General features: G+C 60.8%; 17 protein-coding genes and 1 pseudogene. 10 read left to right on the plus strand and 8 right to left on the minus strand.

Annotated elements, in window-relative coordinates:
- Nucleotides 1-139 precede the first annotated feature (139 nt).
- A complete protein-coding gene (map, locus tag BM234_RS15535) occupies nt 140-889 on the plus strand; it encodes a type I methionyl aminopeptidase (RefSeq protein ID WP_092066607.1) in 750 nt (249 codons plus the stop codon).
- Between the two features lie 190 nt (nt 890-1079).
- Here the strand turns inward: map and BM234_RS15540 are convergent, their stop codons facing one another.
- Nucleotides 1080-1976: a LysR family transcriptional regulator gene (locus BM234_RS15540; RefSeq protein ID WP_092066729.1), complete on the minus strand. Its 897-nt coding sequence runs from the start codon at nt 1974-1976 to the stop codon at nt 1080-1082.
- A gap of 84 nt (nt 1977-2060) precedes the next feature.
- Between BM234_RS15540 and BM234_RS15545 the strand changes: the two genes are divergently transcribed.
- From BM234_RS15545 to BM234_RS15555, 3 genes are all read left to right on the plus strand, one after another.
- Entirely contained in the window at nt 2061-3242 is a 1182-nt protein-coding gene (locus tag BM234_RS15545; protein ID WP_092066609.1) for an MFS transporter, read from the plus strand.
- 62 nt (nt 3243-3304) lie between these two features.
- Nucleotides 3305-4276, plus strand: coding sequence for a TIGR03571 family LLM class oxidoreductase (locus tag BM234_RS15550; protein ID WP_092066731.1), 972 nt, complete (start codon nt 3305-3307; stop codon nt 4274-4276).
- Nucleotides 4273-5097 (plus strand): aldo/keto reductase, encoded by an 825-nt coding sequence (locus BM234_RS15555; RefSeq protein WP_092066611.1) that lies wholly within the window; start codon nt 4273-4275, stop codon nt 5095-5097. Before BM234_RS15550 ends, BM234_RS15555 begins: the two co-directional genes overlap by 4 nt.
- Nucleotides 5098-5532: 435 nt before the next feature.
- Here the strand turns inward: BM234_RS15555 and BM234_RS15560 are convergent.
- Nucleotides 5533-6396 (minus strand): annotated as a pseudogene (locus BM234_RS15560) (transposase); the annotation flags it as partial.
- Nucleotides 6397-7389: 993 nt separating this feature from the next.
- Here BM234_RS15560 and BM234_RS17860 point away from each other — a divergent pair.
- Genes BM234_RS17860 through BM234_RS15580 form a run of 3 tightly spaced genes read left to right on the plus strand, consistent with a single transcriptional unit; the run spans nt 7390 to nt 7991 of the window.
- Nucleotides 7390-7458: a hypothetical protein gene (locus tag BM234_RS17860; RefSeq protein ID WP_092066733.1), complete on the plus strand. Its 69-nt coding sequence runs from the start codon at nt 7390-7392 to the stop codon at nt 7456-7458.
- Nucleotides 7459-7509: 51 nt separating this feature from the next.
- Entirely contained in the window at nt 7510-7734 is a 225-nt protein-coding gene (locus tag BM234_RS17765) for an FG-GAP repeat protein (protein ID WP_281247981.1), read from the plus strand.
- A gap of 26 nt (nt 7735-7760) precedes the next feature.
- Entirely contained in the window at nt 7761-7991 is a 231-nt protein-coding gene (locus tag BM234_RS15580; RefSeq protein WP_092066617.1) for a hypothetical protein, read from the plus strand.
- A gap of 34 nt (nt 7992-8025) precedes the next feature.
- On the opposite strand, the gene BM234_RS15585 is transcribed toward BM234_RS15580, so the two are convergent.
- From BM234_RS15585 to BM234_RS15595, 3 genes are read right to left on the minus strand one after another with little or no spacing between them, the layout of a single operon-like run.
- Nucleotides 8026-8850, minus strand: a complete 825-nt coding sequence (locus BM234_RS15585) for an ABC transporter ATP-binding protein (protein ID WP_092066619.1) — start codon at nt 8848-8850, stop codon at nt 8026-8028.
- The gene (locus BM234_RS15590) at nt 8843-9859 is read right to left on the minus strand and encodes a FecCD family ABC transporter permease (protein WP_092066621.1); all 1017 of its coding nucleotides are present in this window, start codon (nt 9857-9859) and stop codon (nt 8843-8845) included. Before BM234_RS15590 ends, BM234_RS15585 begins: the two co-directional genes overlap by 8 nt.
- Nucleotides 9856-10896, minus strand: coding sequence for a FecCD family ABC transporter permease (locus BM234_RS15595; RefSeq protein ID WP_245752689.1), 1041 nt, complete (start codon nt 10894-10896; stop codon nt 9856-9858). The genes BM234_RS15590 and BM234_RS15595 overlap by 4 nt, the downstream gene beginning before the upstream one ends.
- Before the next feature lie 46 nt (nt 10897-10942).
- Here BM234_RS15595 and BM234_RS15600 point away from each other — a divergent pair, with 46 nt between their 5' ends.
- Complete coding sequence (locus tag BM234_RS15600; protein ID WP_217645987.1) at nt 10943-11851, plus strand: ABC transporter substrate-binding protein; 909 nt, start codon at nt 10943-10945, stop codon at nt 11849-11851.
- A 236-nt stretch (nt 11852-12087) separates the two neighbouring features.
- Here BM234_RS15600 and speB read toward each other — a convergent pair whose 3' ends face one another.
- On the minus strand, nt 12088-13035 hold the full coding sequence (gene speB / locus BM234_RS15605) for an agmatinase (RefSeq protein ID WP_092066623.1): 948 nt from the start codon (nt 13033-13035) through the stop codon (nt 12088-12090).
- 197 nt (nt 13036-13232) lie between these two features.
- Complete coding sequence (locus BM234_RS15610) at nt 13233-14138, minus strand: LysR family transcriptional regulator (protein ID WP_092066625.1); 906 nt, start codon at nt 14136-14138, stop codon at nt 13233-13235.
- Between the two features lie 205 nt (nt 14139-14343).
- Between BM234_RS15610 and BM234_RS15615 the strand changes: the two genes are divergently transcribed.
- Together BM234_RS15615 and BM234_RS15620 are read left to right on the plus strand one after the other, a co-directional pair.
- On the plus strand, nt 14344-16008 hold the full coding sequence (locus BM234_RS15615) for a GMC family oxidoreductase (protein ID WP_092066627.1): 1665 nt from the start codon (nt 14344-14346) through the stop codon (nt 16006-16008).
- A gap of 30 nt (nt 16009-16038) precedes the next feature.
- The gene (locus tag BM234_RS15620; protein WP_092066629.1) at nt 16039-18549 is read left to right on the plus strand and encodes a CoA transferase; all 2511 of its coding nucleotides are present in this window, start codon (nt 16039-16041) and stop codon (nt 18547-18549) included.
- A gap of 18 nt (nt 18550-18567) precedes the next feature.
- On the opposite strand, the gene BM234_RS15625 is transcribed toward BM234_RS15620, so the two are convergent.
- Nucleotides 18568-19473 (minus strand): LysR family transcriptional regulator, encoded by a 906-nt coding sequence (locus BM234_RS15625; protein ID WP_092066739.1) that lies wholly within the window; start codon nt 19471-19473, stop codon nt 18568-18570.
- Between the last annotated feature and the right edge of the window lie 101 nt (nt 19474-19574).

Raw genomic sequence — 19574 nt, forward strand, 5'->3', positions numbered from 1 at the left:
AGATGCTGCATTGCAGCGACGCCAATCTGGCCATTCGCATACTATAGCACGGCTTTCAAAGCGGCCTTCTAAACGCGTGGGACAAGTCGGTGACGAACCGTTAAGATGCTAACCAAAATGAACAGCCTGAGGACATCCTATGACAATTACCCACGAAGATGAGCTCAATGGCCTTAAAGAAATTGGCCGGATCGTCGCAAACACTATGCACGGCATGGCCAGAGCGATGGAACCGGGCATGAAGACGCGAGAGCTTGACGACATCGGCCGCGCGCTCTTGGATCTTGAGGGGGCGGTGTCCGCGCCTGAACAGCTTTATGATTTTCCGGGTGCGACCTGCATTAGTGTGAATGAGGAGATCGCACATGGCATCCCGAGCGAGCGCGTTATCGGTGCCGGGGACTTAGTGAACATCGATGTCTCGGCGTCAAAGAATGGCTTCTTTGCCGACACCGGCGCGACCTTCCGTGTGGGCACGGTCAAACCATCGCTGGATCGCCTTTGCAAGGACGGGAAACGCGCGATGGAGATTGGGATCAGGCAAGTTGGCAGCAACAGGCCGCTTGCAGGCATTGGGAAAGCAGTAGGCAGATTTGCATCGGACCACGGCTATACACTTATCCAGAATCTGGCCAGTCATGGTGTCGGACGATCGTTGCACGAATACCCATCTGAAATCGCAACTTGGCCCACGCGGCGCGAAAAACGGCGCATGAACAAAGGGCTGGTGCTCACGGTCGAACCGTTCCTGTCCACAGGCGGCCTTTGGGCAGCGGAACGCGATGATGAATGGACACTCTATAGCGAACCCGCCGCGCCTGTCGTCCAATTTGAGCACACGGTCGTTACGACTGATCGCGTGCCGATTGTCGTGACGTTGCCTGATTGAACTGAATGCTCATTCAAAAGACCAACCATTTCGGCCCGAACCAGCCGTTCGCATGGTGCCGCGCCGCTGCAGTGCGGCTTCCAGGAAGCGGACATCTAAAAATATGTCGCTATCAAACTGACTGAGAATTACTTTTTGAGGCCACGCTTTGCTCGGGATCGTCATGCATGCTGACGGGCACTTGCATAACTTAGCCTCCATGAATGGTCCCCAACCAATCAAGAAAAACGCTCAAACGGCGTAGCCCTGAAACGCGGGTGAGGTAGAGCGCGGAGATATCCAGCGGGTCTGCATCAAGTCGACCCGGGAAAAGCTCAACCAAATGCCCGGCTTGGATGTCGTCTGCGATCATGAAATCGGAAAACCGCGCGATGCCCAGACCGCCTAATACCATCTGTCGCACGGCCTCTCCATTGCCCGCTGTCACGGCGGGGGGCACCGTCACGGGGGTGGACAAACCAGCAAAGCGCAGCGTGTTGATATGATCTGGCGCAGCGAAGCGCACTTGCTCCAGCTGTGCGAGGTCGGCTGGCGTCTTTGGCCAGCTGTTGCGATCGAGATATTCCGGCGTGGCCACCAATTTCCAAGCCGTGCGCCCCAAGGGGCGATGCAACATGTCGCTATCAGGCAAATTTCCAAGCCGGATTGCAACGTCGGAGTGACTGCCGATCAAGTCCACCAGCGTGTCTGTCATGTCGATAGACAACTGGATGCCGGGGTATTGCGCGTGAAACTCTGCCAGTCGCGGCGCGAGGACGTGTAGAACGTAAGGAACTGGTGCGTTCACCCGCAGAGGTCCGGCGGGGGCCCGGCTGCTGGTTGCGATTTCCTGCAGGGTTTCACTGCGGTCCAAGATCTCGCGTGCCTCGGCCAGAACGGCGGCGCCTTCGGGGGTGATTTCGATGGACCGCGTGGTCCGCCGCAGCAATGTGACTTTCAACTGCTCCTCCAGCCGAGTGACCGACCGGCTGAGCGTGGAGGCCGACACCCCCCTGCGCCGCGCGGATTCAGCAAAGCCGCCATCATCGACGATCCCGACAAAAGCAGCCAAATCCCCCATGCGCAGCAATTCGTGCAGTTTCTGCAATGATCCATTCCAAAGTTGCCTGTTCTCGCAATAGATAGCGACAGGCATATACGGCGTCGACATCAAATCTATTGGAGAAACCCGATGCCACTTGCCCTTTGGGCGCTGACCATCAGCGCTTTCGCCGTCGGAACGACCGAGTTCGTTATCGTCGGTCTGCTTCCCACCATCGCCGCCGATCTTGGCGTGTCCATCCCCTCCGCTGGCCTTCTGGTCAGCCTCTATGCGCTTGGCGTGACCATCGGCGCGCCGGTGCTGACGGCCATGGCGGATCGCGTGCCGCGCAAGACGCTGCTGCTGCTCTTGCTGGCACTGTTCACGCTCGGGAATGCTTATGCCGCCTTCGCGCCGGACTACGGCAGCCTTGTCGCTGCGCGCTTCATCACCGGCCTGGCGCATGGCGTGTTCTTCGCCATCGCCTCGACCATCGCCACCGATCTTGTGGAGCCTGAAAAGGAAAGCTCGGCCATCGCGCTGGTGTTCCTTGGCCTGACCGTCGCGTTGGTGACGGGGGTGCCTTTGGGGACCTTCATCGGCCAGAACTTCGGCTGGCAGTCGACCTTCCTTGGCGTCGTCGCATTGGGTGTCATCGGCTTTGTCGCCTCCGCCGTGCTGGTGCCCGCAAACCTGACCCGAACCGCCTCTGCCGGGATCAAGGCACAGTTGCAGGTGCTGACCTCGCCGCACCTTTTGCTGGTCTATCTGATCACCGCTGTCGGCTATGGCGGCAACTTCATCGCCTTCACCTTCCTTGCGCCGATGCTGAATGAAGTCACGGGTCTGTCTGCGGGGGCGGTCAGCCTTGTGCTGCTGCTCTACGGTGCATCTGTCGCCGTGGGGAATATCGCCGGCGGTAAGCTGGCCGACCGTATCGGGGCGGTAGCGTCCTTGACCGTGATCTTTACTGGCCTTGCGATATCACTGGTCGCACTCGGAGCGCTCCTCACCAGCCCGATTGCAGCCATCGCGGTTGCGGCCTTCTGGGGCGGCTTTGCCTTCGCCAACGTGCCACCGCTGCAGTCTTACGTCGTGCAAATCGCACGCGAAGTCTCACCGGGTGCGGTTGATGTGGCGTCTGGTTTGAACATCGGTGCGTTCAATCTTGGTATTGCCGGGGGTGCATGGGCCGGGGGGCTTGTGGTGGAAGGCATCGGCCTTGCCGCTGCGCCCTACATCGCTGCAGGAGTGGTGGGTGTCGGGATCGTTCTGGTGCGCCTGTCAGGCAGGCTGAACGCGACAATGCCCCAAGCTGTTGCTGCCGAATAACCTTGCTTGCCTCGCCCTATCTTGGTGCGGCGAGGCAAGCCAATGAACTGGAGCTGCGTATCATGTCTGCCCTGAACCTGATTTACAAAGACCGCATGACCTTTGGCATCGAATTGCCACTGGACCGCGACTGGTCAGAAGCCGGGCAACGCCGTGCCCGTATCGAGGGGCGCCCCTTTGGTGTGCCCGACACCTCAAACCCCGCCAAGGGCGTGGAGCTGGCCGAGAACCATGGCTTCGATGCGGTCTGGCTGCGGGACGTGCCGGTTCACGATCCCAGCTTCGGAGATGCGGGACAGGTCTTCGATCCGTTCCCCTATCTCGGCTTTCTTGCCGGCCGCACGCGGCGCATTGCACTTGGCACTGCGGGTATCGTCCTGCCGCTGCGGGATCCGATCCTCCTGGCCAAAATGACGGCCAGCCTGCACCATCTTTCGGGCGGGCGATTTATCCTTGGCATCGCGTCCGGCGACCGACCGGTGGAATACCCGCTGATGGGGCTGGACTATGAAACCCGCGGAGCCACCTTGCGCGATCGCGTCGACCAGATGCGAAACCTCTGGTCAGGTGATGCGCTGCAAGGGCCGCAAGGTCCCGTCACCGTGCGCCCCTTTGTGCCAGAAGGTATCCCGATGGTCATGGCCGGGATGGGCCAGCAAAGCCTGCAATGGATCGCCCGCACATTGGACGGCTGGTTCACCTATCCCGGCCCCCCTGATCAGGCCGAGCGCCGCCTGTCGATGTGGCGTCAGGCGCGCAACGATGCTGGCCTGCCCGACGCGCCAGTCCTGACCGCCATGCACCTAGATCTTGACCCTGATCCCGATGCGCCCTTCCGGCCGATCCAGTTCGGGGGCCGTATCGGTCGCAATGCGCTCATTAGACATGTTCAATCCCTGCACGCTGCAGGGGTCGCCCACATCGCCTTCAACCTGCGCCAATCGCAACGCGAAATCCAGGACGTTCTGGCCGAGTTGGCCGAGCACGTCATGCCTGAGTTCGCGCAAGAAGTTACTATGGAGACAGCACAATGAGTATCACCCTGATCGGCCCCGCCCAAATTCCGTCCATGGGTTTCGGCACCTTTCAACTTGAGCAAGATACGGTAGCCAATATGGTGGCCGCGGCGCTTTCCGAAGGGTTCCGCCATATTGATACGGCGCAGGCCTATGAGAACGAAGAGCAAGTCGGCGAAGGTTTGCGCCGCGCCGATGTCCGCCGCGATGACGTGTTCCTCACCACCAAAATCCTGCCCGAGCACTTCTCGCCAGAAGCCTTCACCGCTGCCGCCGATGCGTCTTTGAAACGGCTGGGGACCGACTATGTCGACCTGCTACTCCTGCACTGGCCCTCAAAAGATGTGCCGATTGCTGACACCATTGGCGCGCTGAACGATCTGATTGCTGCGGGCAAAGTCCGTCATGGGGGCGTGTCGAATTTCACCATGGATATGGTCGACCAAGCACAGGCGGCGTTGAACACACCACTGGCCGCCAACCAGATCGAACTGCATCCGCTGAACGACCAAACCCGGATGATCGCTCACCTCGCGAGCAAGGGCATTCCGGTTGAGGCCTACTCGCCGCTGGCCCAAGGCAAGGTCATGGAGAACGCCACGTTGCTCGATATAGCCGCCGCGCATCATGTAAGCCCGGCCCAGATTGCCCTGGCCTGGGTTCTGACGCGCCCAATGAGCATCGCGTTGCCTCGGACCGGTAACAAGAACCGACTGGCCGACAATCTCCGTGCAGCGGAAATCAAGCTGAGCGCAGAGGAGATCGCCCGAATTGATGCCCTTGGCACAGCCGAGGGTCGATTGGTAAGCCCAGAGACACTTGCCCCAGCTTGGGATTGATCATTCACTGGTCCTGCAGAAACACTGCAGGACCTATACCCGTCGACTTCAGCCTTCGGCCCAAATGTATGTACTGGCTGCTGTTCGCAAATGATTTCTGGCATGTTCTCGGAAGTCGCTCATATGTACTTGATCTTCCCCCGGTCGCGCAATCATTGGTTCGAAAGCCCCTTTGTTGGCCAGAGCTTCCTATGGCGTTGAGCACCTCAAAACTGAAATTTTCATTTCTCACTGTGGGCGAAAGGCAACTTCCCACACCTCCAGGCCGATGGCGGCATAGCTTGGCTCCATGGGGTGACTGAAGGTCGTTTTCGTTAGTGTAAGCCCGAAATTTGCAACTGCAGCGAAGGGCAGCTCCCCGCCAAATCTGTGGAAAAACACCCGTTCGCGAGCGCAGAATATCGACGGCTGAACGTGGTGCGAGCGCCTATCCCGTCAGGCGTTCCGCGGTCGCTGCGGTGCAGGAAGTATCTTGGCCAGTTTCCTGAGGTTCTGCGCGGTGGCGGCGAGGAGAAATTCGTCGTTGGCGCCGCATGGTCCGCGCAATCGGAGCCTTCCGAGGCCGAGGATGCGCTTGAGGTGCGCGAAGAGCATCTCGACCTTCTTTCGGAGCTTCATCGAGATGTCGTATTGCTTGGTTTTGGCGATGTCGCGCGCGACCTGGCGGGCGTCTTCGTGTTCCTCGCGGGTGATGGTTCTGGCATCGGCGTTCGGGCAGCATTTCTGTTTCGACGGGCAGGCCTGACAGGTCAGCTTCAGGGCACGGTATTTGGCTCGGCCTCCACTGGTTGGCCCGCGGTTCGGGTCGGAATAGTTCCGGCGGAACGGCTTCAGTGTCTGGCCCTCGGGGCAGACGTTTTGGTCGTGCTCGGCGTCCCACTCAAAGTCCGCCCGGCTCCAGGTGCCATCGCTGCGGCCAGACTTGTCAAAGACCGGAGTGTGCGGGGCGATCTTGCGCTCGACCAGCCAGCCCAGCATCGGCCCGGTGCCATATGCGGTGTCGGCGATCAGGCGTTCGGGATGCAGGTCAAACCTGGTCTTCGCCCGATCCAGCATGGTCTTGGTCGAGCCGACCTCTGCCTGCCGGATCGATCTTGTCGCCTCGACATCAATGATGACGCCGCTATCCGTGTCTATCAGGTAGTTGTCGGAATAGCTGAAGAATGCCGGTCCCTTGCGTGCCGCCGTCCACTGGCTGGCCGGGTCGGAATGCGACGTGAACTTGGGTGTGACCTCGCTGGCTGCCCCAAAGGCGGCCTCATCCAGCGTATCGAGACACTCGCGAACTGCGCGGGGGGCATCGGCCAGACGTCTCGCAATCATTCTTCATGCCATCATGAGAGACCAAACCAATTACAAAGCGGCCTGAAATTGCAAAGATCAAAGCGAGGATTCCAAACACCAGTTCCCAACGGGAACGATGCCCGAGGGAGGGCGTAGGACACGGGTGTATTCTGTAGCAGTGGCTTCGGCCAGATTGCGGTTTCAACCTTGCCGACCTACCTCCAACCAACCCCATCCTGAGCCCCGGAGCTCGAAGAGAACGAAGGCAACCTCAGACATCGACAGCAATTGGAAAAGCGCATTGACAGATTAGAGAACAGAATACGCCCATTACGCTGTTGGCTTCGCCAGCCGAAGTTGGCCCTATCTCGCGAAACCGGAGCTCTTCCCGTCCTCGTTCCAGCGGGAGTCCTATACTCCCGTTCAGCGCTGCCTCACCTAACACTCGGGAGCTTTCAGTGCGACTTGATGGGAGGTTAACCCAGTTCAATCCATGAGGCACAAACAGGGGCACACCAATTGTTTTGCGCGCCGCGCGATTGACACCATATCCCCAGATAAAGTATTAAATAATTATATATCAATAACTTAGCTTAGAATTCTGCCACCCCAGTCATATTTCTCGAAAATCACACGCGATTGGTTGATGCGCTCGTCCAGCTCGGATGGCACGCACGCACTTGATTTGCGTCGTACACCTGTGCCCCATGACGGCGAACGATCCCCCGGCGCGGTGCGTAGAGTGGGTACGGACCCCCGGGGCGCAGGAAATATTCCTCGCTTTTTAGTGCAACCTCGCTGATGTTTAAACTTTTAACGATGTGCGTGCCCAACGGGTGCTCGGCATCTATTGCCGAATTTATCAGGGAAGATCGTTTCATGAGAAGATTCATTGCAAACGCGATGCTACCGGCCGTCTCCATATGTTTCGCCCAAGGGGCCACGGCCGCTACGTTCACGGAAACCAAGCTGGCCGCCGATGAGGGAGTATCGTATGACTAATTCGGCATATCCGTCGCTATATCAGGCACCACCGCAATCGTAGGCGCATATGGGAACGACGACCATGGCACTTAGAGCGGCTCAGCCTAACTGTACGATGCAATAACAGGCACCCTGATCACCAAGCTGACCGCCGGTGATGGGCGCGAAACTCAGAATTTCGGCTCATCCGTCTCGATCTCCGGCACCACCGTGATCGTGGGGGCAGAAGGAGTGGGCAACCGTCACGGTGCGGCGTATCTTTATTCTCATGTGCCTACTGTCGCCGTCTCCCCGATCCCGCTGCCTGCCGGTGTCTGGCTTTTGGGCTCTGCCCTTGGCCTGATCGCGCTGAAGCGGCGCCGCGTCTGATGTAGCGTTTTGCATATGCGTTGTTGGTGGGGCTGATCGCCAGCGCGGCGAGCGCCGAGACTGCACGGCGCTGCGCCATCCTCGGCCAGATGGCAGTATCGTCGTGGTTGGAAATGGTGGGCGCGCTTGGCAATCCCAAAACCGAAACGCTGGATCCAATCTTGGCCCGGCTGAGCGATCTGAGCAGCGCGTATGCCGGTCTGGCACCGCCACTTCCCGCGATCTGGCCCGTACCTGCATGTCTGAGGCCGGGCTGACCATCGCCGAATAGTTAGACAGTTGGTCCGCCCCCTATTCCGCGGCGTCCTGACCCGTGTCGAACGCCCGTTCGGACTTCGGTAGCGGGACGAGGGTTGGCAAAGTTTGGCCGGGGATCGACACGAGACGACAGCGGATGCCAAAGACGCGTTCAATCGTAATCTCCGTCATCACCTCCCGCGTCGCGCCCTGCGCGGCGATCCGGCCCTTGTCGAACAGGACTACGTGATCCGCGTACCGCATCGCCATGTTGAGGTCGTGCAGCACGACGACGATCCCCCGCGCCTCGCTCCTGTTGAGCCACCGCAGGAGGTCCAGCACCTCGAAGGCATGCGCGATGTCCAGGTGGTTCGTCGGCTCATCGAGGAAGATCCGCGGCGCGTCCTGGGCCAATGTCATGGCAATCCAAGCCCGCTGAAGCTGCCCCCCCGACAGCTGACCAATGGGGCGATCGCGGAGTGCTTCCAGTTCGGTCACTGCCAGGGCACGGTCCCTGGCCTGAGTATCGCTTTTGGAGACGCCGCCGAACCGGCCCCGGTGGGCGAACCGCCCCAACAAGACCAGATCCGATACGCTCAATTCCCCGGGTGCCTCGGGCGATTGCGACAACATGGCAATCTGGAGCGCTAGGTCTCGTGCAGTCCAGTCGGAAATGGGCCGGCCCGCAACCTCGACCTGTCCGGCAGCAGGGGCATGAAGGCCGCGCATCACGCGCAGTGCGGTGGACTTGCCGCTGCCGTTCGGCCCGCAAAGTGCGATGATCCGCCCCTCGGGCAGATCGATATCGACCGCGTTCAGAGCCACATTGGCGTCGTAGCACGCGCTTGCGCCGCGCAACTGGGCGAGGGGGTCAGGCATGGACGGCGCGTCCTTTCATCAAGAGCCACAGGAAAAGCGGTGCGCCAACAAGGGCGGTCAACGCGCCCGCTGGCAGTTCCAGCGGGGGGGCCACGGTGCGCGCCAACGTGTCCGCCCCAAGCAAAAGCGCCCCGCCGATGAGCGCGGTAGACGCCAGATATCCCGGAGTGAATTGGCCATGCAGGAGGCGCGCTGCATGAGGGGCGATCAGGCCGATAAAGCCGACCGCGCCGACTTGTGAAACGGCCAGAGCCGTCAGAAGAACCGAGAGGGCGAGGAACGCCGCTTGCGAGCGTCCGGTCGAAAGGCCTGACGAGAAGGCACTCTCTGGATCGAGCGAAAGCTGACGCAGATCGTGGCGCATCAGCCACAGAACCGGCACGCAAAGCAACAGGCCAGCGGCAAGGATCATGACATCGCTCCAATGTGCGGCGCCAACCGATCCCGTGATCCATGTCAGCGCCTGACTGGCCCGGTAGACAGGCCCCAAGATCATCATCAGCGTCACCATCGCTTTGGCCAATGCTGCCAGCGCCACCCCGTAGAGGATCATCCGCAAGGGTCCCTTGCCGGCCGGGTCGAGCCGCACCATCACAGCCACGATCCCGGCGAAGGCAAAGGCGCCGAGGGCCGCGGCCATCGGTTGCCAGTGGATCGACACTGTCAGAGAATTCCCGGCGTCGGAGAAGACCCAGAGGAAGGCGACGACTCCAAATGCCGCGCCATCGGTGACGCCCAGAATGGAGGGCGCAGCCATGGGATTGCGCGTGACCCGTTGCAGCAGAGCGCCGGCCAGCGCCAGAGCCATCCCGCACAGAACCGCAAGGCAAATGCGTGGCAAGCGCAGGGTCCAGACGATCACCTCGTCCATCCGCGTCCCTTCGCCCAAGAGGGCAGCGATAACGCGCAAGGGGGGCATTGCGCTCGATCCATGCCCCGTGGCAACGACCAGCAATACCAGAAGCCCGATCCCCGTAAGGGTCAACCGAGAGGCAGCGAGGGGGGTCATAGCGCGACCTCCGCGCGTTTTCGGAGGAGCGCGACCAGAACGGGTACGCCGATAAGCGCCAGCACCGCGCCGATCGGGGCCTCGCCCGGTGCGACGATCAACCGGGCGACGATATCGGCCAAGACCGCGAGGGTCGCACCGAGCAGGCAAGCCAGCAGAGCATGTGATGCGACGGAGGGCGTGGGGCCACAAATGCGCCGTGCGAGATGCGGCGCCACCAGCCCGAGAAACACAACCGGGCCGGCCATGGCCACCGCACCAGCGGCAAGCAGTGCGCCAAGGCCAAGCGCGGCAAGTCGCGTTGCGGCAACGTGGACCCCGATGCTGCGCGCGCTGTCATCGTCCAGCCTTAGTGCATCAAGCGCCGGAGCAAGTAGCAGCGTTCCCGCCAATCCCAGAGTCAGAACAGGAACGCCGATCCAAAGCGGGCCGATACCGCGATCGGCAAAGCCGCCCATCAGCCAGAACAGCAAGCTTTCCATTGCGGTTTCATCAATCAAGAGCATGACCTGCGTCAGTGATCCCAGCATGGCAGCGACGGTGACGCCCGCCAACAGGGTGTTGGCCGGTGCGGCCGCCGGACCGACGCTCAGCGCGATGCCAAAGACGAGCGCCGTGGCAGCAACCGCTCCGCAAAGCGCCAGAAGGCCAATGGCGAACAGGCCAGACATGCCAAACAGTGTGACACCAATCGTCACTGCAAAGGCGGCGCCCGCGTTGATCCCCAGCAATCCCGGTTCGGCCAGCGGATTGCGGGTCACGGTTTGCATCAACAGACCAGACAGGGCCAAGGCCGCACCGGTCGTCATGGCGATCAGCGTGCGCGGAACGCGCAGGGTGGCGATGATGAGGGACGCCTCGGTTTCGTCCCCGCCGCGCAATGCGCCCAGCACCGTCGCAGGGTCATAGACAGTCAGCCCCAGATGAAGGCTTGCCGCCGCCGAAATCGCGAGCGTCAGGAACAGCCAGAGCAAGTGAGCGGGCAAGGGGTGCGTCATCGTCGGACGATTGACATTTCCGATGGTTTTAGTCAACAACTTGGCATCTTGCATGCCGTTTCGCACAACTTTCAGGAATCCCCCCATGATCCTTCACCGACGCTTTTGCCTTGCTATGCCGCTGGTGGCTCTCGCTCTCTCTACCTCGGCAAGCGCCGGACAGGTCACTGACGCAATGGGCACGGTTGAAGTACCTGATGATCCCCAGCGGGTGGTGGTTCTGACCAATGAGGGCACTGAGGCATTGCTCGCTCTCGGGGTCACCCCGGTGGGCGCGGTAAATTCGTGGAACGGAGATCCTTGGTGGGATCACATCGAGGCACAGATGGGCGAGGCGGTGCCGCTGGGCAAGGAAAGCGCAGTGAACCTCGAGTTGATTGCCGCGCTGGAGCCGGACCTGATCCTCGGCAACAAGCAGCGCCACGAGGAGATACACGCCCAATTGAGCGCCATTGCCCCCACGGTCATGTCGAAGGAACTTCGCGGCGACTGGAAAGAAAATCTCAGCCTTTATGCAGAGGCACTCGGGCGGGCCGAGGAGGGCGAGGCTGCGATTGCGGATTACGATCAACAAGTGGCTGCGCTCGCCGCCGACCTCGGCGACCACCTGAAGGAAAAGGTTTCGGTGATCCGCTTCCTGCCGGGGCAGATCCGCATCTATCAACTCGACAGTTTCTCAGGCGTTCTGCTGCGCGATGTCGGGTTCGACCGGCCCGACAACCAGAATGTGGAAGAATTTGCGATCCGCACCGGCAAGGAGAGCATTCCAGACATGGATGGCGACCGGATCTTCTGGTTCACGTGGGAGACAGGTAACGGTGAAGGCAACGCCGCAGCGCAGGACGTGCTTTCCGATCCGCTCTGGCAATCTCTCTCAGCGGTGAAATCAGGTAAGGTGCATGAGGTCAGCGATGCGATCTGGAACACCGCTGGCGGCATCTTGGCGGCTCGCTTGATGCTGGACGACATCCGGGAAATCTACGCCGAGGAATGATCGCGTCGTCCCGTGGCGAAGCGCGGCAAACGCGCTTCTGCCCGCACGAGCAGCGACGCAACCTTCGGTTTTCGCGGCCCGCCTGCCAGCGTTAGGGAAGCCCCGGTGTCGAGGCGGTTCGGGGGTCAAGGTGGCCATCGGTATCACCGGCCTGCGACAGCACCGGATGCGGGAGGCTCGCGCCGGACGGCGGGCCTCCCGATTGCATTCGCGGACTGGCCGCTTACGTTGCAAGATCAGGCGCGCGCTTTGACTCCGGGCAAAACGCAGAGCATCTCGAACAGGATATTTGCTGCTAGAACTGCCGTCGCGCCGGTGTGATCATAGGGCGGTGAGACCTCGACGAGGTCGCAGCCGACGATGTTCAGGCCTGACAGCCCCCGGATCAATTCGATGCCTTGATGGGAGGTGAGCCCGCCGGGTTCGGCGGTTCCGGTGCCGGGCGCGTAGGCAGGATCGAAGCTGTCGATATCGAAGGTCACATAGACCGGCCCGGTGCCCATCTGGGCGCGTACTTCTTCCATCAGCGGCGCGAGCGACTTGTACCAGATTTCCTCGGCCTGAACCACGCGCCAGCCTTGCTCGCGCGGCCAGTCAAAGTCCCCGGCTTCGTATCCGGTCGCGCGCAATCCAATCTGACAGACGCGCGCGGGGTCGATCAACTGATCCTCGTGCGAGCGGCGAAAAGGCGTGCCATGGGCGATCTTTTCGCCAAACATCAGGTCATTGATATCGGCATGGGCATCCACATGCACCAAGCCCACCGGCCCGTGCTTCTTGGCGATGGCCTTCAATACCGGATAGCTGAGCGTGTGGTCCCCGCCGAGCGTCAGGGGGATCACATCATGCCGGAGGATGCCGTCGTAGGCCTCTTCGATGATCTGCACCGACCGCTTCAGATCGAACGTGTCGATGGCGATATCGCCGATGTCCGCGATCTGGAGGGAATCGAACGGCGAGACCTTGGTCCACATGTTGTATGGGCGGATCATGGCGCTTTCGGCCCGAATATGGCGCGGCCCGAAACGTGTCCCGGACCGGTGCGAGGTTCCGATATCCATAGGAATACCAACGAAGCAGGCGTCCAACCCTTCGGCCGTTTCCTGATATGGCAGCCGCATCATCGTATTTAGCCCACCGAAACGTGGCATTTCGTTGCCGCCGAGCGGTTGATTGAAAGCCATGACGACCTCCCTGTTATGTCATTCGATTGCTGCGCCGATGCCTTCATCGGCCCTTTGGGGGAGGCGTAATATGTCTTCGCTGCCGCGTCGACGGGAATAGCCTGAGAAACCGGGGGAAACGCCCCATATCATCTGGCCTATGCTAGAAACTCAGCGATGGGGCTGCCCGTTTCGAAACCTCCTCGTTGTGCGCCCCTTTACCAGACAGCGTCGAGTTGTCCGAAGAGCGCGGAGATTACCGGGCTGTCCTTCCTCTCCGCCAACGTCAGCGCGACGAGACAGGCCGGGATGCGCAGGGTTTCGCATATGGCAAGCCCAAAAGACTGTCTCTGATGCAGGGCGATCGACTCCCGGCAAAGGCTCAATCCGACCCCGGCGCGGACCATCTCCAGCATCGACGCTTCCTGATCGACGAGGGCAACGATCCTTTGGGTACATCCTTGGTCACTGAAGACCTTCGCCAATAGCCTGTGATGGACCGAAGCCTCCGGCGTTCCGATCCAAGGCATGGCCGCCAGATCGGCCCAGTCCGCCGTGGCGATCCGGGCTTCCCACCCGCGCGGGGCAATGACCCGATAGTCAAAATCGGCGAGCTTCTTTGCATGGAGCGGCAATCCGCACGGGATTGCGCCTATTTCATCCGGTGCGGCCAAGTAATATCCCGCGTCTATCTGGCGGCGCCTGAGCTTGTCCAGGATCTCTCCACTCACCCCATGTACCAATTCGGCGCTTATATTTGGATGCGCCTTTCCCAACGCGCTGAGCAGGGGCCCCAGACGTATGAACTCTGGGTCGACGATCGTGCCGATCCGCAAGGTACCAGATACCTGTCCCGTTTGTTTGCGCGCCCTGCGGCGAAACTCAGCCAAAGCGCTCAGAACCTGTTGTGCTTCGGGCAGGATCGCGGCGCCATCGGGTGTCAGGGTGAGCCCCCTTGAGGTGCGCGTAAAAAGAGCAATGCCGGTCTCTTCAGTCAACCGCTTGATCTGATGGGTCACTGCGGGCTGCGTGAGGTTGAGCACCTCCGCCGCTTTGGAGACGCTGCCCTCTCGCGCCACGGTCACGAAAGCCAGTATGCTGTTCACGTTCTGCAATCTCTGCATATTACGATCTTTAATATCGCGGCGAGAAATTTGTCATTAGGAAACTGCGCCCCGCGTTCCTACACCCTTGTCGAGGAAGCGGCACGAGGAGGCCGCGTGAGGAGGCTTGGATCTCGCTGGCGAGAGGCGGGCCCACGGGGCCGAGGTGGCCGGCAGCGGGCGATCCTCCTCGTGCGCCGCACGGTAAGGTAAAGGGGTGGGCAACATGGCGGATACCGAAACGCAGTTCGACTATATCATCGTCGGGGCGGGCTCTGCGGGATGTTTGCTGGCCAACCGGCTCAGCGCGGATAGGGGCAACAGGGTGCTGTTGCTGGAGGCGGGCAAATCCGACAATTATCCGTGGATCCATATTCCGGTGGGCTACCTCTATTGCATTGGCAACCCGCGCACCGATTGGATGTACAACACCGAAGCGGACAAGGGCCTGAACGGGCGGACCCTGCGGTACCCGCGAGGCAAGGCGCTCGGGGGCTGTTCGTCGATCAATGGAATGATCTACATGCGCGGGCAGGCGCGCGATTACGACAATTGGGCAGAGCTGAGCGGAGAGGCCGACTGGGGTTGGGAACGATCTCTGAACGACTTCAAGCTCCACGAGGATCACTACAAGCTGGACGAGGGCGCTGATCCAGAGACCGGCGGTAACAGCCGCTTCTCCGATCTGCACGGCCACGGGGGCGAATGGCGTGTGGAAAAGCAGCGGTTACGCTGGGACGTGCTCGACAGCTTTGCCGACGCGGCGGAGCAGGCGGGAATCGAGAAGACCGACGATTTCAATAGCGGAGACAACGCCGGCGTCGGCTATTTTGATGTCAATCAGCGGTCGGGCTGGCGGTGGAATACCTCCAAGGCCTTCTTGCGCCCTGCCAAGGGACGCCGGAACCTGACGGTCTGGACCGAAGCGCAAGTCGAGAAGCTGACCTTCCACACCGATGCCGATGGGGTGCTGCGATGTACTGGCGCGCAGGTGAATCACAAAGGGCAGGTGATGACGGTGACCGCGCGGCGCGAAACGGTGCTTTCCGCAGGAGCGATCAACTCGCCGCAGATTCTGCAACTGTCGGGGATCGGCCCTGCGTCGTTGCTGCAATCGCATGGGATCGGGGTGCTGCGCGATGCCCCTGTGGGGGAAAACCTGCAGGACCACCTGCAAATCCGGGCAGTCTACAAGGTTGCGGGCACACGTACCCTGAATACGGTGGCAGCCAACCTGTTGGGAAAGGCAATGATCGGGGCGGAGTACCTGTTGAAGCGCTCGGGGCCGATGAGCATGTCACCCAGCCAACTCGGGGCCTTCACACGGTCCGACCCGTCGCGAAGTCATGCCAACCTAGAATATCACGTGCAGCCGCTTAGCCTCGATGCCTTCGGAGAGCCGCTGCATGCCTTCCCGGCGATGACTGTCAGCGTTTGCAACCTCAACCCATCGAGTCGCGGCCATGTGCGCATCCGATCGGCCAACTTTCGGGATGCGCCGATGATCTCTCCCAACTATCTCGCCACGGAAGATGACCGCAAGGTTGCCGCCGATAGCCTGCGACAGGTGCGCCAAGTCATGTCGCAGCCAGCGATGCAGCCCTACCAACCAGAGGAATTCAAACCCGGCCCTCAGTTCCAAAGCGACGAAGACCTTGCCAAACTGGCCGGTGACATCGCGAACACGATCTTTCATCCCGTGGGCACCGTGAAGATGGGGCGCGCGGACGATGAAAGCGCCGTGCTTGATCCCCACCTGCGGCTCAAGGGGGTGGCCGGACTTCGTGTGGTGGACGCCAGTATCATGCCCGAAATTACCAGCGGAAACACCAATTCCCCGACATTGATGATCGCGGAAAAGGCGGCCCGCTGGATCCTCGCCGGCGAATAGCCCTGCAGCACCTTGTCCTTTGGAGGAAACATGCGCTCATCGTTTTCAAAGCTGCCCCTCACCGGGGTCAAGGTGGTCGATTTTGGGCAGTACATTGCAGGCCCTGCCGTAGCGATGCTGCTTGGTGATCTGGGCGCGACGGTGGTGCATATCGACCCGCCGGGCGGCCCGATGTGGGACAGCCCCGCCAATGCCGCGCTGATGCGGAACAAGCTGATCGTGACGCTTGATCTGAAAACCGAAGACGGGTTGGCACACGCGCAATCGCTCTGCGCCGAGGCGGATATCATCGTGGAGAATTTCCGCCCCGGTAAGCTGGCTGCGCTGGGGATCGATTTCGCCGCCATGCGGGAGGATCGGCCCGAGTTAATCACGGTCTCGCTGCCCGGCTTTGCCTCGAACGATGCGGAGCGCCGAGAGTTGCGCGCTTTCGAGAGTGTCGTTGCCGCCAGTTCGGGTGTCTTTACCGACATGGGGCTCAATCGGGTGCTGATGGGCCTGAACCCGTCGTTCTCGCCCTTGCCACTGTCATCCGCCTATGCATCGCAGATCGCGGCCTCGGCCACGGTTCTGGCGCTGCAATCGCGGCAGGTGACGGGCCTCGGAGATCAGATCGAAGTCCCACTTGCCGCAGCGGTCATGGAGGGGCTCTGCTACAATTCCATCAAGGTGTCGGACATGCCCGCCCGCTATCTTACCCAGCGCGAGATTGAGATCGAACGGCGCCGGGTGGAGGGCCTGCCGATGAACGTTTCCTACGAGGATCTTCAGGAACTGCTCGATCCCTTCTTCCGCAGCTACATGTGCAAGGATGGGCGGATGTTTTACGTGGTGTGTCCGAGCCACAAACATCATGCACGCCGCTGTCTCGAAGTGCTGGGCCTCTATGATGAGATGATCGAAGAGGGGCTTCAGGAGGAGGACGATACCTACAAACCCCAGTCGGAGTGGGAGACGGGCACATCGCTTGGCGTCTATCCGATGCCTAAGCACTGGGCTGACAAGATCGCTGCGCGGATGAAAGAGGTCTTCATGACCCGCACCTCGCACGAGTGGAAGCGCATGTTCGGCCGAGCGGGGATCCCGGGCGCACCGCAGCGCTGGCTACAGGAATGGATCAACGACGAATACGCCGAAGCATCGGGCCTGATGATCGATGTCTGGGATCCGGAATACGGCGAGATGACCCAGCCCGGACCGGTGGTCTGGATGGAGGAAAGCGGCGAAGAGGCGCTGAGCCCCGAACCGCGCCGGTGGGTGGAATTCGACGAGGCGTTGAAAGTACTGCGCAAGTTGCGAACGGAAATTCCCGGCCCCGAGGAGGCGATCGAACAGGACGGATGGCTGTCAGGTGTCCGCGTTCTGGATTTGTGCAACGTAATCGCGGGGCCCCATGCCGCCAGCTATCTGGCGCGGTTCGGGGCCGAGGTTATCAAGCTCGACCCCGCAAAACCGCTCTACGACAGTTGGAACACAGTGATCTATGGCCTCAGTCAGGGTCGGGGCAAAACGTCGATCCTCGCGGATGTGAAATCCGAACATGGTCGCAAGGTCTTTGAGGATCTGGTGAAATCGGTCGATGTGATTTTTTGGAATGCGCCGGATAGCCAGATCAAACGGATGGGATTGGATGCCGAAAGTCTGCGCAAGCTGAACCCGGAGGCGATCTTCTGCAAACTTGATTGCTTCAGCGGTGTGCGGCGCGGCGTGCGGACCGACTACATCGGCTACGATGATCTGGTGCAGGCGACGACAGGCATCATGCTGCGTTTCGGCGGTGCGATGGACCGACCCGAGGAACACGCCCATGTCGGTACGATCGACGTGATGTGCGGCTTTGGCGGCGCGTTGGCGGTGGCTGCTGCGTTGTACCAGAAGCATCGGTTCGGCCGGATCGGTCGCGGGCGCACATCGCTCAGCGCCAATAGCGGGCTGCTGCAAATACCTTTCGCATATGATTATCGCGGAAGGGGGCTGTTCGACGAACCTTCCGGCCCCGAGGTGAACGGGTATGACCCGCTCAGCCGGTTCTACAGCACCGCATCGGGGGTCTATATCCTGCTCAGCGCCTATGAGGCGGACCTACCGAGGTTCGGCAAGGTCGAAGGCCTCGAAGACCTGCCCGATGTTCCCGTTGACGACCGTGCAGCCTTTCTCGCAGGGGTGTTTCAAATGCATCCGGCGACCGAGTGGGTGGCGCGCTTGCGGGCCGCCGATATTGGCTGCGCGATCTGTAACAACATCGACGCGCTGCGCTCCGAGAACCTGTCCGAGCCTGACGGCGCTCCGGGGACGACGCGGGGCAGTTATTCCTTTACGCACTACGCCGATCACCCCAGCGGGCACGAGGTCATCCAGCTCGACCCCTATGCAGTCCGCTCCATACGCGGGCGGGTATTTGTGCTGCCGCCAACCGAAAAGTTCGGCGCCTCGACGCGAAAAATCCTTGGCGATCTGGGCTATTCGGAGGCGGCCATCGAGCGCATGTTGAAGTCCGGCCAGTTGAGCGAAGGGTGGAGCGGCGAATACTTGCCCAGTTGAGCCATCGCACCGCGCATCCTAGCTGGTCCATTCCGTGCGATTGCCCAAATGTTCGATCAGAAAATCCATGAAAATTCGGGTCTTGGGTGTCAGGACGTTTGATCGTGGATAGACAAGCCAAAGCACCGATCGGTCGTTCATTACCCAGTCTGGCAGAAGACGGATGAGCCGTCCGGTGGCGATCTCATGCGCCACGTTCCAGAGCGAATTCATCGAGAGGCCGGCCCCTGCGATGGTCGCTTCGCGCTGTGCGTCGCCGTCATCCAGAATGGTCCGGCATGTCATATTGGCGGGGCTGAGAATGGCAATATTCCCAGTTGAATTGATCAGTTCCCGAGGCTCAAGGCTGCTCCAGGCGATCAGGTGATGGCCCACCAAGTCGGACGGTGCCGCAGGTATGCCGTGGGTTTCCAGATAGGCCGGGGAGGCGCATAGAACACGCGTATCATCCGCCAGTTTGCGTCCCTTCAGGCTGCTGTCCGTCAGCGGGGCACTGCGCAGCGCCAGATCAAAGCTGCCCTCGATCGCGTCGAAGCGCGTATCCGAAAGCCGCAGATCCAGCGTCAGATCGGGGTATTGCGCGTGAAACTGCGGCAGCAAGGGCATGATGTGCAGTTGTGCGAAACTGCTGGGTGCTGCGAAGCGCAACGTTCCCTTGGCACCGGCGTCCGGACCGCCAAGAACGGCCTTCGCCGCATCGGCTTGCGCCAGAATTTCACGGGCATAGGGGAGGAAATCCGATCCTTCGATCGACAACGACACCTTGCGGGTGGTGCGCCGCAGAAGTTCGGCCCCAACCTCATATTCCAGTTTTGCCAAACGGGCGCTCGCGACCGCCGGGGCAAGGCCGAGTTCTCGTCCCGCCGCTGAGATATTCAGTCGTTCGGCCGCCAGGACAAAGAGGCGGAGATTGTCCGTATCCATCCGATTATATCCCATATCGAAAAACTGAACTCCGATCTCTCCTGTTTCTTGCGATTCAGGCAAGGGATAACTGATGAACACCGGCGCCAAGCCCGGCTGAA

It is taken from the genome of Poseidonocella pacifica (assembly GCF_900111875.1).
In the GTDB taxonomy this organism is placed as follows: Bacteria; Pseudomonadota; Alphaproteobacteria; order Rhodobacterales; family Rhodobacteraceae; genus Poseidonocella; species Poseidonocella pacifica.

Coding starts and splice junctions, on each gene's coding strand:
- BM234_RS15550 (WP_092066731.1), top strand. CDS start 3,305: ATGTCTGCCCTGAACCTGATTTACAAAGACCGCATGACCTTTGGCATC.
- BM234_RS15590 (WP_092066621.1), bottom strand. CDS start 9,859: ATGACCCCCCTCGCTGCCTCTCGGTTGACCCTTACGGGGATCGGGCTT.
- BM234_RS15585 (WP_092066619.1), bottom strand. CDS start 8,850: ATGCCTGACCCCCTCGCCCAGTTGCGCGGCGCAAGCGCGTGCTACGAC.
- map (WP_092066607.1), top strand. CDS start 140: ATGACAATTACCCACGAAGATGAGCTCAATGGCCTTAAAGAAATTGGC.
- speB (WP_092066623.1), bottom strand. CDS start 13,035: ATGGCTTTCAATCAACCGCTCGGCGGCAACGAAATGCCACGTTTCGGT.
- BM234_RS15615 (WP_092066627.1), top strand. CDS start 14,344: ATGGCGGATACCGAAACGCAGTTCGACTATATCATCGTCGGGGCGGGC.
- BM234_RS15625 (WP_092066739.1), bottom strand. CDS start 19,473: ATGGATACGGACAATCTCCGCCTCTTTGTCCTGGCGGCCGAACGACTG.
- BM234_RS15600 (WP_217645987.1), top strand. CDS start 10,943: ATGATCCTTCACCGACGCTTTTGCCTTGCTATGCCGCTGGTGGCTCTC.
- BM234_RS15610 (WP_092066625.1), bottom strand. CDS start 14,138: ATGCAGAGATTGCAGAACGTGAACAGCATACTGGCTTTCGTGACCGTG.
- BM234_RS15555 (WP_092066611.1), top strand. CDS start 4,273: ATGAGTATCACCCTGATCGGCCCCGCCCAAATTCCGTCCATGGGTTTC.
- BM234_RS15545 (WP_092066609.1), top strand. CDS start 2,061: ATGCCACTTGCCCTTTGGGCGCTGACCATCAGCGCTTTCGCCGTCGGA.
- BM234_RS15620 (WP_092066629.1), top strand. CDS start 16,039: ATGCGCTCATCGTTTTCAAAGCTGCCCCTCACCGGGGTCAAGGTGGTC.